This window comes from Deltaproteobacteria bacterium (assembly GCA_016931625.1).
Lineage (GTDB): Bacteria > Myxococcota > XYA12-FULL-58-9 > XYA12-FULL-58-9 > JAFGEK01 > JAFGEK01.
Genome location: JAFGEK010000026.1, coordinates 22,634 through 39,232, shown reverse-complemented (window position 1 = coordinate 39,232; position 16,599 = coordinate 22,634). Strand labels below are relative to the sequence as shown.

The window sequence follows — 16,599 nt, the reverse complement described above, 5'->3', positions numbered from 1 at the left end:
AGAATGATTAAGTAGCATTGAAATCAATTTGCCATTACAAATTCTTAAATAAATGTCTGCATTATATAGTAAAGCTAAGCCACCAAGACAACGTCTGTGTGTACTCGGATTAGACTGTTTATCTCCTGAGCTTGTATTTAATGAGCTACGCGATGTTTTACCAAACTTAAATGCCCTTATTGCCTGCAGCTTATCTGGCCCCATTGAAAGCATCAATCCGCCAATAACTATACCAGCCTGGAGTGCTATGCTAACTGGGGTCGATCCCGGAGTATTGGGTTGCTATGGTTTTCGTAATCGTGCTGATTATAGCTACGATAAACGTCGCCTAGCTTCTTCTATTGATATTCAAGTACCAACTCTGTGGAACTATTTAAAAGACGCTGGCGCCCACTCTCGCTTGATATCAATACCGCAAACTTATCCGCCAAAACCTATTCTAGGAATGATGGTAAGTGACTATCCCAGTGCCTCTGCACCTAGCCCGGTAACTTACCCAGCTAGCATCGAAAATGAATTTAGACGTATTGCCGAAGGCGAACTAGCTGATGTTGCCAATCACCGCCATTTAAATCTTGAAAATTTAAAAGAATCTATTCATGCCGCCACCCGAAGACGTTTTCGCCTCGCACGCGCTTGGGCACAAGAGTCAGATTGGACTTTGCTGATGTTAGTTGAAATGGGCCCTGATCGTATGCATCATGCTTTTTGGCGTCAGCACTATAGCTATGAAGAAGACAATCCATATACTAGTGCTATTCGTGATTACTACATACATCTTGATCGCGAAATTGGTCGACTTCTATCTATACTAGCTGATAGTGACATTGTTCTAATTATCTCTGACCACGGCGCCCAAACTAATAAAGGTGGTATTGCTTTAAATCAGTGGCTTATCGATCACAATTATTTATATCTTAATCATAAACCTACCAGCCCGACTACTTGGGATGAGCTTAGTATTGATTGGCCACGCACTCGCATCTGGGCCGATGGTGGTCATGTCGGTCGATTATATTTCAATGTTGTTGGACGAGAACCTCAAGGCATTGTGCAACCTTATGACATTGAAAACTTAGCACATGAAGTCGGTACCGCTTTATGTGCTTTGCCAGGACCTAGGGGTGAAAAACTTGATACCCAAGTATTTATACCCAAAATGATTTATGAACAAACCAATAATATCGCGCCGGATTTGATAGTTTATTTTGATAATTTAGGTTTTCGTGCCATTGGTAGTGTGGGCTATAATAACATATACCCCTTATATAACGATACTGGTCGCGATGCTGCCAATCATGCTCTTAAAGGAGTATGTATTTTACGTGATGGTAAAGGAGCGCGAGCAGCACCAAATGATGCAAATTTATATGATATTTTACCAACATTGTTAGATAGATTGAACCTACCTATACCAATAGAATTACACGGTAGAATATTAGAGTAAATATTATAAAATAGTTTGCAAATTATATGCTTTTTTAAATCAACTATGATAGTAACCAACGTTAAAGGGGGAGAGAAAAGGTGATAGTCCGTGCGTTTCGAGCAGCCTTTAATTGAAGGCACATTGCTACGACGTAATCGTTTTGTCGCTGATGTAAAACTCCCCAGTGGTGATGAAATATCAGCCCATTGCGCACATGCTGGCTCTATGTTGGGTTGCTCAGATCCTGGTAGTAAAGTCCTACTCTCTGAGCATAATGACAGTCGTCGCAAATTAAAACATCAAATTGAAATAATATTTGCTGGGCGCACACCTGTAGGTATTCATACTGGTCGACCAACAGCAGTTGTTGCTGAAGCTATTATGGCTGGCAAAATTAAAGAGTTGGCTGGTTATGCTGTACTTCGTCGTGAAACGGCAATAGTTTACGGTACTCATGTTGATATCACTCTTGAGGGTAATAGTTTACGCTCTTGTTATATTCAGGTAAAAAACGTTACTTTAGCTGAAAACAAAGTTGCATACTTTCCTGATACTATCAGCCCAATTGAAGGCCAACGACTAACTGAACTTACCGATCTTATTCGCAAAGGCCATCGCGGTATGGCAATCTTTGTTGCACAACGTTGTGATGTAGAAGCATTTCGTTTAGCTGATCATATCGATCCTGATTATGGGCAAACATTTCGCGATGCAGTTGCACGTGGTGTTGAGATATTATGTTTTCGTGCAAATGTAACCCGCAAGGGAATCGACTTTGACGAACAGTTACCAGTGGAAATCAATTTATAGTTTACTAACTATATTTATACTTTTACTTATTAACTATTAACTATTAACTATGACTGCTGTAACGATACAGACTCTTTTTAATAATGCGTGTCGTGGGCAAGTCTTTGAAAAAATACCAGTTTGGCTTATGCGTCAGGCTGGTCGATATTTACCTGCTTATCAAAAATTAAAACATCAGGCTTCATTTTGGGATTTATGTTCTAAACCCGACTTAGCTGCAAAAGCTACGCTTAGCGCCGTTGAGTATTTAGATGCAGATGCCGCAATAATATTTAGCGATATCACTGTAATCGGTAAAGCCATGGGTCTGCCACTTCATTTCGACCCGGGCCCCAAATTTCTAAAAGTTGTTCGCGACGAACAAGAATTAAAGCAACTTAAAACTATTAAACCAGAGCAAGATCTTGAATATGTTTTAGAAGCAATTGATATCACTCGTGCCCAACTTGATAAATCCATATCACTTATTGGTTTTTGCGGCGCACCCTTTTCATTAGCAGCGTATATGATTGAGGGGATCCCTAATAAAAATTGGCTTGAAACAAAAAAAATTATCTATAATGAGCCGCAGCTTGCGATAAAAATTATTGATAGAGTAACTGATGCAATTATTGCTCATGCCCAAGCCCAAGTAAAAGCTGGATGTGATGTCATTCAACTTTTTGATTCAAACGCTGGTGAACTTGCATTTGATGATCTTGAAAAATTCGCCTTGGCGCCAGCAAGACGCGCTATAAAAGCCATTAAACTAACAGGAGTACCAGTAATTTATTTTGCCCGAAATATCAGTGCTCAACTTAAACAAGTTGCAACAGTTAAGGCTGATGTACTCAGTATTGATTGGCAAATAAGTATTGCTACCGCCAGACAAAAGTTGCGATCAATGCCACTTGCCCTGCAAGGTAATCTTGATCCCATAACTTTATTTTGTAGTCGTAGCGAAATTGAGCGACGCGCTCATGCTATCTTACAACAAGCTCATGGACATCCGGGCTTCATTTTTAACCTTGGTCATGGTGTACTACCTTTAACACCGCCAGAGAATGCTCGTCATCTAATCGAAATCGTTCATAGTTGGCGACCAGATAAATAAATTTTATAAATAAAGCAATCACAGCATTTGTATGCGATCGTATAATAACCCCCAACGTACACCGCGATCAGATATAACTAATTCTTTATAGCCAAGCATGTTCATAACTGTCGTAATAATTGCACAACCAGCAACTATTACATCGGCGCGCTTTGGTTCCATGCCGGGTAAACATGCTCGCTGTTCAACAGTAAGCGAAGCTAAGTAGCTTTGTAATTCTTCAAGAGCGTGTAGCGATAGCCGTGAACCATGAACCTTGCTAGCATCATAACGTTCAAGTTTGTAAGCTACCGCAGCTAAGGTTGTAGCTGTGCCCGCGACTGCTATTAATCTAGATTTATCTATATCAATTATCCCAGGCATGTTAGCCAATTCTTTAACATTCTCAAAAGCAATACTATTAAGCCTTTCAAGATCTGCTAAAGTCATTGGATCGCTTGAAGATACTCTCTCAGCCAATCGTACTGAGCCAATTTGTAGACTGGTTCTCGCTGTTGGTAAATTCGATGACCCAAAAATAAATTCGCTTGATCCCCCACCAACATCAAGTACGGATAATGTTGAATTAATTACTGCTGAATTATATTGTTGCGTATTACCAAAATCACGCCAGGTTATAGCCCAAACTAATCTAGCCTCTTCATCGCCACTGATTATTTCAGGAGTAAGACTAGCACTCTGCTTTATAAGAGCAAAAAATTCTTCGCTATTTTGCGCATCACGAGCTGCACTGGTGGCTACCGTAAATATTTTATCAACCTTAAAAGAATTGGCGATCTTAACATATTGAGCCAACACCTCTGCGGTTCGCTTTATTGCTTCAGAGTTAAGCCGACCAGTTTTATCAACATCCTTACCTAATCGAGTAATCTCTGCTTGTTCTGCAAGTGTAACCAACTTGTCATCTTGTAACTGGGCAACAAGCAGCAACACCGTATTAGTACCTATGTCAATCGTAGCGACGCGTTTCATGTATTTGCTATATATCATGCATCAATATAGCATACGCCAGTTTTTTCAACGCTCCTCACCCCATAAACGTTTTACTCCCTCATAAAAACTATCATCCTCTCCCTATTAGTCTACAATCAACATCTGCTACCGTTAACATACTTACCCTCCCCAACGGTGTTGCTGCTTTTATCCCCCTAGTCTCCCCACATTTTCTCCCCACATAAATGAAGCAACACACAAAATTTTTTTGTTATTGTTGCATCGTAAAGTAATCATCATGACTTATAATTTAAGCATTTACCGTGCCAACCATAAGGAGCATCATAGAATAGTAGCAATTTATCCGTATTTCATTTTTAATATCATATAGTTAGACTTTTTCACTAAACTATTGGATTAAACTAAAAATAATATTACCGCTGCAAGATGTCGCAATTTGAAACACCAACAATGTGTCAAAATGAGACACGAAAAGTTACTTTCGCTTTTTATATTTATTAGCTCCTTTGGATAATTGTTTGCTGGTACGCCAACGTGTTTGCAACCGCTGTAATTCGTTTTGTAAGGTTTGATAGTTATCAAAACGTGCTAATGATAATTTACCGTTATCAATAGCTTCTCGCACTTTGCAATGCGGTTCTATGCCATGGGTACAATTGGTAAAACGACATTGTTTTGCCAATGTCGCAATATCGGCAAAAGCTTGATTTAAGCCATTTTCATCACCGCAGAGTTGCACTTCTCGCAAACCAGGGGTGTCTATCAAGCAACCGGCACCTTCTGGTAACACCACTAGTTCACGACGGGCAGTGATATGACGACCACGTTGATCTTGCAGACGTACAGCACCAATAGCAAAACGCTGTTCATTCAATAACGTATTAACAATACTGGATTTTCCTACACCAGATGAGCCAATTAAAGCTCCGGTTTTACCAAAACCAAGAAAGGGACGTATTCCATCAATGCCTTGTTTAGTCCTGGCGCTAATTGCTATTGCCGGTACATTTAAAGCTATCGCTAGGGTTTCACTAATGCGTTGAGCTGGATTAGGGCAAACATCGATTTTATTCAAAACAATTACCGGACGTGAGCCACTTTGCCACGCTAACGTTAAATAGCGTTCAATACGCCTTGGGTTAAAGTCGTTATCCAACCCAGAAACTATAAATAATGTGTCAATATTAGCCGCTAGAATTTGTTCACCACTTATTTCCCCAGCCCTTTGCCGAACTAATTTAGTGCGTCGCGGTAATACTGAATCTAAAGTGACACGCTGAGGTTGTATGGTTGGCGCTAAAGTTACCCAATCACCAATACACGGAGTTTCAATATTTGTACTTTTTCTTCGCATTCTACCAGGTACTTCAACAATAAATTCCCCTAACTCTGTTAGGGCTAACAGGCTGATACGATCATGACGCACAATCCGGCCAATAATGATGTTTGGCCTATCTTGCATGAATCCCGTCATTTCTAGGTCAAACCCAAGCGATTCTAGAATATTTAAATTTTGACCACTCATTTGTTAGGGGGTGTTCCTAAATTGTTTTACGATTTTCATTTTAATGATCGCCTTTTCTTGACCCGTACATAGGCCCGTGCTACGCACTTTAGCATGTCTGCCCAGAAGATTGTAAAACGCTACGCAAACCGCAAGCTTTATGACACAGAGCGTAGTTGTTATGTAACGCTCGAAGATATTTCTCAAATGATAAAAGCCGGAGAAGAAGTAAAAGTAATTGATAACAAAACTGGTGAAGATCTCACCAGTGTTACTCTGGCCCAAATCATTTTCGAAACTGAAAAGAAAAAAAGCTTTATGCCGCTTACTTTATTGCGCGATCTTATTCAAAATAGCGGTGAGAGTATTAGTGAGATAGCTCGCGATGGCGCGCAACGCGTTCAAAATGCCGCGATAGAAATCCGCGATACAGCGCAAAAACTTAAATCTGACATCGAGGGCCGTATTGAGCGTTTTACTCATAGACGCCAAGAAAATGAGTCCAGCGCTCAAAGCAAGCTCGGCGAATTGAAAAAATCTTTCGATGAAATACAGAAAAACGTCGAAGAACGTATTAAAGGCAGTGTTGGTACTGTTTCCCGTTACGCTAACTTAGGTCGTGATATGGATGAAATTCGCCAACGCCTCGAAGCTCTTGAAGAACGCCTATCAGACAAACAATAAGATCTTCTTTTTTTCTCTTCTTTATCTAGCGGAACTATTAAATGATTCGAGTACTCGGGATCGACGTTGGTAAAGTCCGTATTGGTGTCGCTTTAAGTGACCCTTTAGGTATTACCGCACAGCCGCTTGAAGTTATCGATCGACGCAAAACAGATACACTAAAAAGAATTATAGAATTAATTAATCAACACGAAGTAAATCAAATAGTTATTGGTTATCCTTTACAACTCAACGGTGAAGCCAGTTTTGCTGCCGCATATGTTGACGAGTTTATTAATTCACTTGCCCAACATACATCCGTACCTATTAAACGTTGGGATGAACGTTTAACTACCGCTGGTGCGCAACGCACCATGATTTCAGCAGGAGTACGTCGTAATAAACGTCGACAAACTATTGATAAAGTTGCTGCAGCAATTATGCTACAATCTTTTCTGGATATGAAAAGCACATGAGCCTAAAAAAAATTAGTCATTCGATTTTTTTACTATTTTTTTTGGCGCTGATCATAACTTTGGGCGGCGGATTTTTTTTGTTTCAGCGCCATCTTAATACCCCGCTTTCCCTATCAAAACCGCATACCTTATCAATTAAGCGTGGTGATACTTTAAAGCAAACCTTAGATAAACTAGAACGAGAACAAATATTACAACACACCCGTCTGCTTTATTTGTATGCGCGTTGGTTAAAACGCACCAGTATTCGTACCGGTGAATATTTAATTGAACCGCAAGATACTCCTAAAATTATGCTTGATAAATTAATTACCGGAAAAGTTCGCACCGAACAATTTACCATTGTCGAAGGGCAAAATCGTTGGATAATACGTAACAGCTTAGCTGCTGCTGCTTGGATGACTGTTACCGAATTTGATCACCTTTGTGATGATCAAAATTTTCTAAAACAAAATGATATACCTGGACCAACCTGTGAAGGATATCTATTTCCTGAAACTTATACGATTGCCAGAGGCCTTTCTGCTAAAGCTATTTTTAAAGTAATGTTTCAAATGTTTCATAATGTCTATCGCGAAATAACTCATGTCGGAACCGGCCCCTTACAGTTCACTCCCCGTCAATTAGTTACTCTGGCTTCGATTGTTGAAAAAGAAACTGGTGCCCCTGAAGAAAGACCACGAATTGCCTGCGTGTTTTATAATCGTTTAAAAGCTAAACCTGCTTGGCGTTTAGAAACTGATCCAACTTCAATTTATGCTGCTACCATTGCTGACCCTAATTTTAATGGCAATCTAAAGCGTAAACATTTGCGTGATTTTAAACACCCCTACAATACCTATCATATTTATGGCTTGCCACCTGGACCCATCGCTAATCCTGGTAAAGCTGCACTTAAAGCTGTTGTTGCCCCAAGCAACTGCAATGATTTCTTTTTTGTATCCATGAATAATGGGAGACATTTCTTTTGCCCAACACTTAGCTGTCACAATAAGGCGGTGGCGGCTTGGCAATTACATAATCGAGGAATGCGATAATTTTTTTAAGTTAATTATTCTTATAGCATCCAAAGAAGAAACGGCGAGTGCGCGCTCACCGTTTCTTGATCATCGCGGGGACTCGGAGGGGGCTCCCTAAGATGACCTGCTCGTATCAGCTTTACTGAGCACACGAGCACTTTTGGATATTAAAATTATAACAACAAAATTTTCCAAATAAACCCTTCTTACTGATATACCTAATATCAACACACTGTTGTTAGGTGTGATGATTCATTACATTGTAGGTATATGTATGTTCTACGGTCAAAAAAATATCTTATATGAATTTATAAAATTTTAACCCCGAGAGTAATTTTATGAGTCTTGACGATCGCAAGCTATTAATAAAGGCCGCTGCTGATGCCAGTTCTATTTCTGGGCATCGTATTCATTTTGATTGTGCATTTAGTCTTAATAAGTCAGTGGGGGCGGCTCGTTTTGTGCTTGATAACGGCCTAAAAATTATTTTTGCTCCAGATGATCGCGCTCCCATTTTTACCTATCAAACCTGGTATAAAGTTGGCAGCAAACATGAAGATCCTAATCGCACCGGTTTAGCCCATCTCTTTGAACACCTAATGTTCAAAGGTACCGAAAATCACGCGGCAGGCAAATTCGATCGTGAAATGGAGCGACGTGGAACTCAAACTAATGCTGCCACTTGGGTTGACTGGACCTATTACCACCAAGCTCTCTCTACCTATGGGGACAATTTTACCACTGTGGTTGATTTTGAATCTGACCGTATGGCCAACCTAACTATCGATAAAGACACCTTCACTAGCGAGCTTGAAGTAGTAAAAAATGAAAGACGTATGAGTATCGATGATTCAGTTAGCGGCACCCTCTCTGAAAAACTATTTAACTTAGCATTTACTTGCCACCCATATCGTTGGCCGACCATTTGTTCAATTGAACATTTGCAGGCAGCTACTATCGATGACCTAAAGCAATTTTATCGTACCTATTATGCCCCTAATAACGCTGTAGTGGTAGTTGCAGGTGCGCTTGATGTAGTTACTACCCTCAGCCAATTAGCACGCTCTTATGGCCCCTTATCGGCTCAAACAATTAATCAGCGTGAACGACCATGTGAGCCTAAACAAAATATTTCACGTCGTTTAGATATTACCCACTCAGTTGTGGTACCACAATTATGCATCGGTTTTCATACACCCAGCCAAAATGACCATGACTTTCTCACCGCCCAGCTATTAGCTGATGTTTTACTCGATGGCGATAACGCTCGGCTTTACCATCGTTTAGTTACAATCAGCGAATTAGCCAGTAGCGTTGAAGGTGGCTTATTGCCATTTGCTGAACCAGGACTTTATGAACTCTTTATTGCTGCACGTCCTGAAGTTGACCCTGAGAAAATAATTAGTGTTACCCAAAATGAACTTGATCTATTAGCTAATGGCATAACTAAAGACGAAGATGAAAAAGTAAGAGCAGCCTTCGAGCTTAACTTTTTTAACAGTTTAAAAAATGCCGTGGCTATTGCTGACACTCTCGGACACTTTGAAGCCAATTTTGCTGATTTTACTATTGGCCTTTTAAGCTTAGAAAAACTTAAACAAATAACTCCCGTAGAATTATCACGAGTTGCCCGTGAAATTTTTCGTCAAGATAATCGCAATATCGTAGTGGCCCAATCTGCTAGTAGGAGAAATGGCAATGAATAATAAACCGATAGTACAATGCGATAAAGTGGGTCCGGCTGTCTTACTAACCCTACCAGAAACCAGCTTACCCGTGGTGCACTTTACTTTAGCACTGCGCCATGGTGCTTTCGTTGATCCCCAAGGCCAGGCTGGTCGCACTCGTATGATGATTGAGTCGTTATTGCGAGGCACGCAAAAACAAAACCGTCGTGAGTTTCATTGCGCGCTTGAGTGTTTAGGTTCACAAATTGATACTACCGTTACTAGTGAATTAATTTTGTTACATGGCACCTCTTTAAAACGAAATTTATCAGCTACTTTTAATTTGCTTAGCGATGCTGTGCTTATCCCGGCATTTGATGAACAAGAATGTAAAATTTTATCGCGAGAGCTTATTGATGCCCTGCGCCTCGAGCGCGAAAGTGATGAAGCTTTAGCTTATCATTTTTGGCGGCGTGCGCTTTATCAAGACCACCCTTTAGCTCGTCGACCAACCGGTGAACCCAGTGAAATAGCTTGGCTAAAAGCTGACGATTTACGTTCAGCCTATAAAGCTCAATGGAATGCTAACAGCCTCATTGCCGCCCTTAGTGGCGACATCAACAAACTCGAGGCGCAACAATTGCTTGAACCAATAATCGCTAAACTTAATGCTAAACATTACCATCAACAACAAATTACAAATTTACCTGAGCCTGATGGTTTAAATATTTTCATTGTTGATAAACCCTACCGCTCACAAGTGCAAATGTGTGTTGGCCGTTCGGCGGTAAGCGGCTTTGCTGATGATGTACTTAACTTTTGGCTTGGTATCGTTGCTTTTGGCGGTACCTTTACTGCAAAATTTTGTCGTGAAGTGCGTGATATTCGTGGTTGGTCGTATACTGCCTACGCGGAATTTGCACGCAAATTACCATTTAAAAGCCCACTAATATTGCATAGTGCCCCAGCAATTACTGATGCAGTTGATTGCTTAGAATTAGAATTGCAACTTTATCGCGAACTGGCTAATGGCCAAATTGAAAACCAAGAAATTGAGGCGGCACGGTCATATTTGCTTTGCCGCTATCCTTTAGAAATAGCAACTATTTCTGACCTGGTATTACCTGCTATTCGCGATGAAATATTAAATCTACCACCTAATGAGTTCTTAAAGTTGCCTAAACGACTATCTGTTATTGAACCTGAAGCGGTTAGCAAAGCCCTACAACTTTATCTTCACCCTGATAATTTAATAGTCGTACTAGTTGCTACTGCTGATGCTATTTTGCCTGACTTGCAAAAACGCTTTACTAATGCCGAAATTACGATAGTTAACTACCTTGATGGATTTCAGTAAATTATATATTATCAATAAATTAAAATTATTCTGTTCTGATAACGTAATCTTAGAATATTTTATTACAACAAGTAATATTTTGTGAACAAATTAATAAAATTGCCGATAAAAACTGAGTGAGACTGAATCGGATAAAATACACCTTTATAATGTTATAATATTTGGAGACAGTATGGGTGGCGATAATATCAAAAAACTCGATCAAGATCTGCTAATAGTACAGCTTTACAATACCATTAAGCGATTTCAATGGGGTGATAATCACGGTAATAATATTGATAAATATGCATCTGTAACAGAAATGAAAAGCCAAGCAGACACCCCGGCGGCATACTTAGTTAATCAGGACCAATTAGATGTGCAAAAGACTAATGGTGTTTTAATTGAAAAATACGAGAAAGCGTATAAAAAGCTGGTATCAATACAAAAATTAAAAAAAGGGTGGAAACGAAAAAAACGGTTTCAACAGTCAGACTACACATCTCTTTATTGCTCTTTAGCCGAAGCATATCGCGCTACAAGTACTAACGCAAAATTAGAACAAAGTACGGTACGTGTCAGAGAAACCTTTACATCGATTGATTTCACTGCTTACGACAAATTTGAGTTCAATCAATCCGGCGCTAACATTTTTGAATATTGTGAAGTTGCTTTAAAATTTAAGCAAGACTTAATGACATTAGCTGAAAATGGCGCTTTACGTTACGATAAAAACAAGTCAAAATATAATATTGGTGAGCTAACAATTAATATTGATGATTTAAAGCGCTTTGCATCAATAGGGCTTGATATAAAAAATGTGCTCAAAAATGTTTTAATTAAGGCAAACGATAAGATTAAGAACCCCACTATCAATCGTCAAAATAATTTATTTTTACAATCATTATCTGAAAATACTTCTACAAATCAGCCGCAACCAAAGCTGCCATCATTTAGCAGTCACTGTTTTGTACCGATTAACACAGATAATGACTCTAATTCAAACCCAGACTCTACAAACAAAGATCGCTTTATTTTTAAAACAGCTTGGTATGCGCATTCTAAACCTGTTTCCCAAATAATGAATTCGTATTTAATTAATGAATTCAATATAGACTTTTTAAAAGAATATGTTAATCCAGAAATAATATATTACCTATACTCATTAGATAATATTTCATCTGCTACAGATATTTTAGGTTTTACGGCTGCCAATGAGCCGCTAGTATTAATTGGCGGTGCTATAAAAGAAGGTTTAAAAGCGCAACAGTTTCGTTCAAATTATTATTTTATCAATCCAAAATATGGAACTATTGTAAGATGTAATTCTATGACTCCCGTACCAAATGACATTAAAACAAAACCAGATATACCTGCAATAGAAACTCCTATTACTGTATATACTTTAACTAAATAATAGATTTGATCACAAATAAGAACATCAAAAAGTATCCGTCTATCAGCTATATCATCGCCTTTCATTCTCAGTTTCCTATTCCCTGTTCTTTAAATATCCAGTTCAAATTTGTTAGTTAAAGGTAAAAATCGGTCATTACATAAAAATATAGATTTAAAGAACATAAAACTTAAGAACTTAAGAATTATAAGTGAGCTTATTCGAAAAGAGTGTCTAATAACTGAACAACTTAATCACATCTTTGCAGTAAACAACAACCGCGGGGTCAACAAACGTTGCGTTGAACAACTATCAGTATCACACCAGGTCTGGGTATAGGCTACTTCACCGTCAAAATAAATATTATCAGCATAGGTCCAAATTATACCCAATGAAAAATTGCCGGTAATCGCTTTTTGCGCCTCAGCACTACCAAATATTCGCCCAATTTGGTTGCGCTGTACCACAAACAATGAGTTTTCATCTGTTTGTAATTGATAGCGTAACTCAATACCGGGTGTAACTTGGTGTTGACGAAAATTTTGCAATACTGCAGGCGTACCGGTACTGGCTTCTTGTAGTTTTCTGCGAGTATGATCCAACGTATAGGCCGTTTCAAGTTTAGTCGTAAAACTATCGGTCCAACGCATTTGCCAACTTAAAAGCGAATCATATAAATCGCGCACCCCCCAAAGTGGCGCACTTGCAAGTACTGTTAAATCATTGCGAGTACGCTCACGCACATAATCAAAACGAACCGTAATTGGTGAGGTATGCACGGGCTTAAAAACAAAACGATTTCTAATCTCTAAAGTTTCATCTTGGCGTTTTTGCGTTTGCCCTAAAAAGCTAGTCTCATATACTTGCTGCAACAACATTTCCCACATGCCCATGCCGTTGTAACTAATACGATTATCAGCGCGATGCGCACGGGTGTCGGTTTCACGTAAACCTGACACTACAACATTCTCAGTGTTATATGAATATTTCGCATCCATAACTACTGGGGTTAATGCTGCAATCCACTCCCCCGGATAAATACCCAGCTGCCCTGAAAGTGATGAGTTAGCTCGTCTTGTTGGTCCCTCGTCAGCTAAACGGTCATCATCATAAATTACTGACTCATTAACTTGCGGCACTAGGCCTGGAATAATCGCACTGCGTGCCCCAGCATTAAGCTCCCAATGATGATTAGTCGTAGCTAACTTTGAATTTTCTGGACTACTAGCACCTACGTTACGACTACGCCAAATCGCATAAGCACTTTCTGTTGCTGTCGGTGAAAACTTGGTTTCAATACGACCAATAACTACTCGGTCATTGCCATTATCATTGATAGTGGGAGCGTTTTCAGTTTCGGCTTCTGAAATACTATACAACCCTTTAATATATAATTTTTTAAAACCTAAGGGTTTTAAAATACCCTCAGCTAAATCATACTCACCTTGGCCGATGGCTTTAAGCCGATTAGTTTCAGCACCATTTTTAGCATCAAGCAAGCTATGCCCGACTTGCATATCTAAAGCCGGTACACTGGGATGAGTGAGTTGCATACGCATAATTGTATGTTGGCTTAGACCGCCATTACGGGTTGCATCTTCCTCATCGTTACGTGATGTTTGGCGCACAAAGAAAAGCGAGGTTGGCAACCAACGCGTAGGATATAACGTTGTATCAGCGCGTACTTCATCACGCAGCAAACCATATGCTGATTGCATACTACCAATTGGTATATAATAATTATCCGTATGCTGACCTGATACTGATCCTTCAATAAATGGATGAGCGATACGCAATTGCCCCAAACCTGTAAAACCGTCTTTTTTATTGTGGCGCATGTCATGACTGGCGGCGCCTTCTGCATACGCAGTAAATCGAGCTCCTTGCTCCGAGGCTCGTTCAAAACGCGTGTCTACAATCCCAGTTATTAAACGTCGTTTGGGTATTTCTGAGGTTTCTTTAGGCAAGCTTTCTACTTGAATAGCCCGACCACCAAATTCTAAACCCGATAAAGGTGAGAATGCCGCCCGTGCTGCAACAATTGATTCACGGCGAGCTTCAAATTGATACTCACCAGCATTTTCACCACGTTCAAGTAACTCTAAACCAAATATATTAATTGAACTCTTACCTGTTTCACTTTTATCATCAATTGATAATTCAATATAAAATGAATCTACGTAAGCTTTAATGGCATAGGACGTAGCTAAACCAATATCTAAAACAATGTTATTTTTACCGGCAAACGTTTCAAGCGAAGCGGGGCGATCATCATCATAGATTTTTTGGGCGTTTTCTTTAGACCCCATATCATGTACCCACACCCGCATAGTTAAGCTGCCTTGTTGATACTCGGCAAAGACACTACGCACCCACCCACGATCAATATATTTTGGGGCAGCACCATCGATTTGTAGATATAGGCCAGATTCTTGGCTGACTACAGTTGGTTGTGCTGCTTGCGCCCACGAACCTATTTCATTGTTGTCGGGCAGCATATCTAACAATGAAATAACACCTAAGCCCTTTTTAGGTATGACATCGTATTCATAAGCAATTTCGATAACGCTTAAATCATCAACACGCTCGGGATCTAAAAAAGCAATTTTACCAGCAGTATATAACACCGTATAATCAGTACCAGAGGTTAATAACTCACCATCAAGATAAACCTTTTCAGAGTTTGGCAAGATATATTGATGTTTCAATGCATAAATCTCTTGGCGAGGTTGATTAATAATAAAATCACGCGCACTAACACCACGGCGAACACCGCCATCAACTGCAAAACTAAATGTTGGATCGCTGCCCGGTGTTGCTACCCGCGTATGCGCCCCTGATACTAGCAACGGCCCAACAATACCTTCTTCAAGTGAGCGATAGTTATATTTGTCATTTAATTCAACTTCACGTACGACATCACTATCGCGGCCGCGATATTCGACTTTGCCTTCGACATCGCGAATGCCTTTAAGTTCAAGCTCGCCATAATCAAGAATTGCCGAAGCGTCAAAAGAACGCCCTTCACCAACGTCAACACCAAGGCCCGCACCACCACTTAAGTTGGCATAACCACCAGTGCCTTTCTTACCAGTATCTAAATCGCGTGGTTGTTGAGCATCGAGGGTGCTCCAAATTTGCCAACTAATCGCACTTGTTTCACCTGCGGTTTTAGTGACTTCAAGAGTACGATGCATCCACAGATCACGCTGAATATCTAAAACCTCAGCACCATCTTGAAACATTACAATAAGCTGACCACTTGCCAATACAGTACCAATCGCGCCGGTGCGTCTTTTTAAACCATCGGTGTCCGTAAATCGCCTAAAGCTGCGATTGTTTTTGTGATACTGAACTACTTCAGCTTCAGTGATAATAAACAAATAATCAGTAAAAGGCTCAAGCCCGATAATCGAATTATTTTCAAGCGAACTTTGTTGCGTAAAAGCCACCAATGCTTCACTGGCTGAGTCGTAACTAGTTAACCCTTTTTCAGTACCAATCCAAAGTTTGTCACCGTCTGCAACAACCGCACGTATTTGTTCACCACCAAGGTCAGCGAAACTAAAATTAGTAAAACGCTTGGTATCTGGGCGAAAGCGACTTAAACCTACGTCAGTACGGCACCAAATTTCATCACGAAACGCATATAATTCTTCAATATAGTCAGAAGCTAAACCATCGTTTGCGGTATAAGAACGGATACTTTCAGTGGCCGCATCATATGCCGCTAGACCTGCACGCGTAGCAATCCAAACCACATTGCCTACTTCTAAAATTGCATTAACTGCTCGATGTGGCAGGCCATTTTCGTCATCAAAAACTCTAATCGTACGATCAAGTTTGCGGTAGCGTACTAGACCTCGGTTAGTTGCAAACCATACGAAATTACGGTCAACTGCCACGCTAGTGATTGCTTGGCTTGGCAGACCATCATCCATAGTTAGCATAGTTTGTCGACGACTGGCGGTTTCAAATCGTACCACACCATCGTCGGTGGCAACCCATAAAGTCAAATCATCAACGGTAAGTGCATTCACCGGGGCCGACGCAGCATAAACATTCCAACGATCACGAGATTGCTGAATAAAAGTATGGCCTACGCCCATCCAGACGCCTTCACGGGAGTCAATGGCTAACGAAGGAACACGGGCAAAGGCATTAGTATTTATAAAAATGCTTAATAATAAGGTCATTATCGCGAATGTAAAAATGCAGGTATAATGATCGTAGCGTTTATAATCCAACCACT

At 40.0% G+C, this 16,599-nt stretch carries 12 protein-coding genes; 9 read left to right on the top strand and 3 right to left on the bottom strand.

Annotation, left to right across the window (positions count from 1 at the left end; all coding sequences use genetic code 11):
• The first annotated feature begins 52 nt into the window (after positions 1-52).
• The 3 genes from JW841_02200 to JW841_02190 all read left to right on the top strand — a co-directional run bounded on the left by JW841_02200 (position 53) and on the right by JW841_02190 (position 3,332).
• On the top strand, positions 53-1,447 hold the full coding sequence (locus JW841_02200) for an alkaline phosphatase family protein (GenBank protein MBN1959733.1): 1,395 nt from the start codon (positions 53-55) through the stop codon (positions 1,445-1,447).
• 90 nt (positions 1,448-1,537) lie between these two features.
• A complete protein-coding gene (gene sfsA / locus JW841_02195) occupies positions 1,538-2,239 on the top strand; it encodes a DNA/RNA nuclease SfsA (GenBank protein ID MBN1959732.1) in 702 nt (233 codons plus the stop codon).
• A gap of 49 nt (positions 2,240-2,288) precedes the next feature.
• Entirely contained in the window at positions 2,289-3,332 is a 1,044-nt protein-coding gene (locus tag JW841_02190; protein MBN1959731.1) for a uroporphyrinogen decarboxylase, read from the top strand.
• Between the two features lie 18 nt (positions 3,333-3,350).
• Here JW841_02190 and JW841_02185 read toward each other — a convergent pair whose 3' ends face one another.
• Positions 3,351-4,304 (bottom strand): Ppx/GppA family phosphatase, encoded by a 954-nt coding sequence (locus JW841_02185; protein ID MBN1959730.1) that lies wholly within the window; start codon positions 4,302-4,304, stop codon positions 3,351-3,353.
• 457 nt (positions 4,305-4,761) lie between these two features.
• Positions 4,762-5,811, bottom strand: coding sequence for a ribosome small subunit-dependent GTPase A (rsgA, locus tag JW841_02180; protein ID MBN1959729.1), 1,050 nt, complete (start codon positions 5,809-5,811; stop codon positions 4,762-4,764).
• Between the two features lie 93 nt (positions 5,812-5,904).
• Between rsgA and JW841_02175 the strand changes: the two genes are divergently transcribed.
• From JW841_02175 to JW841_02150, 6 genes are all read left to right on the top strand, one after another.
• The gene (locus JW841_02175) at positions 5,905-6,474 is read left to right on the top strand and encodes a transcriptional regulator (protein ID MBN1959728.1); all 570 of its coding nucleotides are present in this window, start codon (positions 5,905-5,907) and stop codon (positions 6,472-6,474) included.
• 41 nt (positions 6,475-6,515) lie between these two features.
• Positions 6,516-6,929: a Holliday junction resolvase RuvX gene (gene ruvX, locus JW841_02170; protein ID MBN1959727.1), complete on the top strand. Its 414-nt coding sequence runs from the start codon at positions 6,516-6,518 to the stop codon at positions 6,927-6,929.
• The gene (mltG, locus tag JW841_02165; protein ID MBN1959726.1) at positions 6,926-7,966 is read left to right on the top strand and encodes an endolytic transglycosylase MltG; all 1,041 of its coding nucleotides are present in this window, start codon (positions 6,926-6,928) and stop codon (positions 7,964-7,966) included. The genes ruvX and mltG overlap by 4 nt, the downstream gene beginning before the upstream one ends.
• A 320-nt stretch (positions 7,967-8,286) precedes the next feature.
• Complete coding sequence (locus JW841_02160; protein ID MBN1959725.1) at positions 8,287-9,654, top strand: insulinase family protein; 1,368 nt, start codon at positions 8,287-8,289, stop codon at positions 9,652-9,654.
• On the top strand, positions 9,647-10,972 hold the full coding sequence (locus JW841_02155) for an insulinase family protein (protein MBN1959724.1): 1,326 nt from the start codon (positions 9,647-9,649) through the stop codon (positions 10,970-10,972). Before JW841_02160 ends, JW841_02155 begins: the two co-directional genes overlap by 8 nt.
• Positions 10,973-11,144: 172 nt before the next feature.
• Positions 11,145-12,368, top strand: a complete 1,224-nt coding sequence (locus tag JW841_02150; protein ID MBN1959723.1) for a hypothetical protein — start codon at positions 11,145-11,147, stop codon at positions 12,366-12,368.
• A 233-nt stretch (positions 12,369-12,601) separates the two neighbouring features.
• On the opposite strand, the gene JW841_02145 is transcribed toward JW841_02150, so the two are convergent.
• A complete protein-coding gene (locus JW841_02145) occupies positions 12,602-16,543 on the bottom strand; it encodes a hypothetical protein (GenBank protein MBN1959722.1) in 3,942 nt (1,313 codons plus the stop codon).
• Between the last annotated feature and the right edge of the window lie 56 nt (positions 16,544-16,599).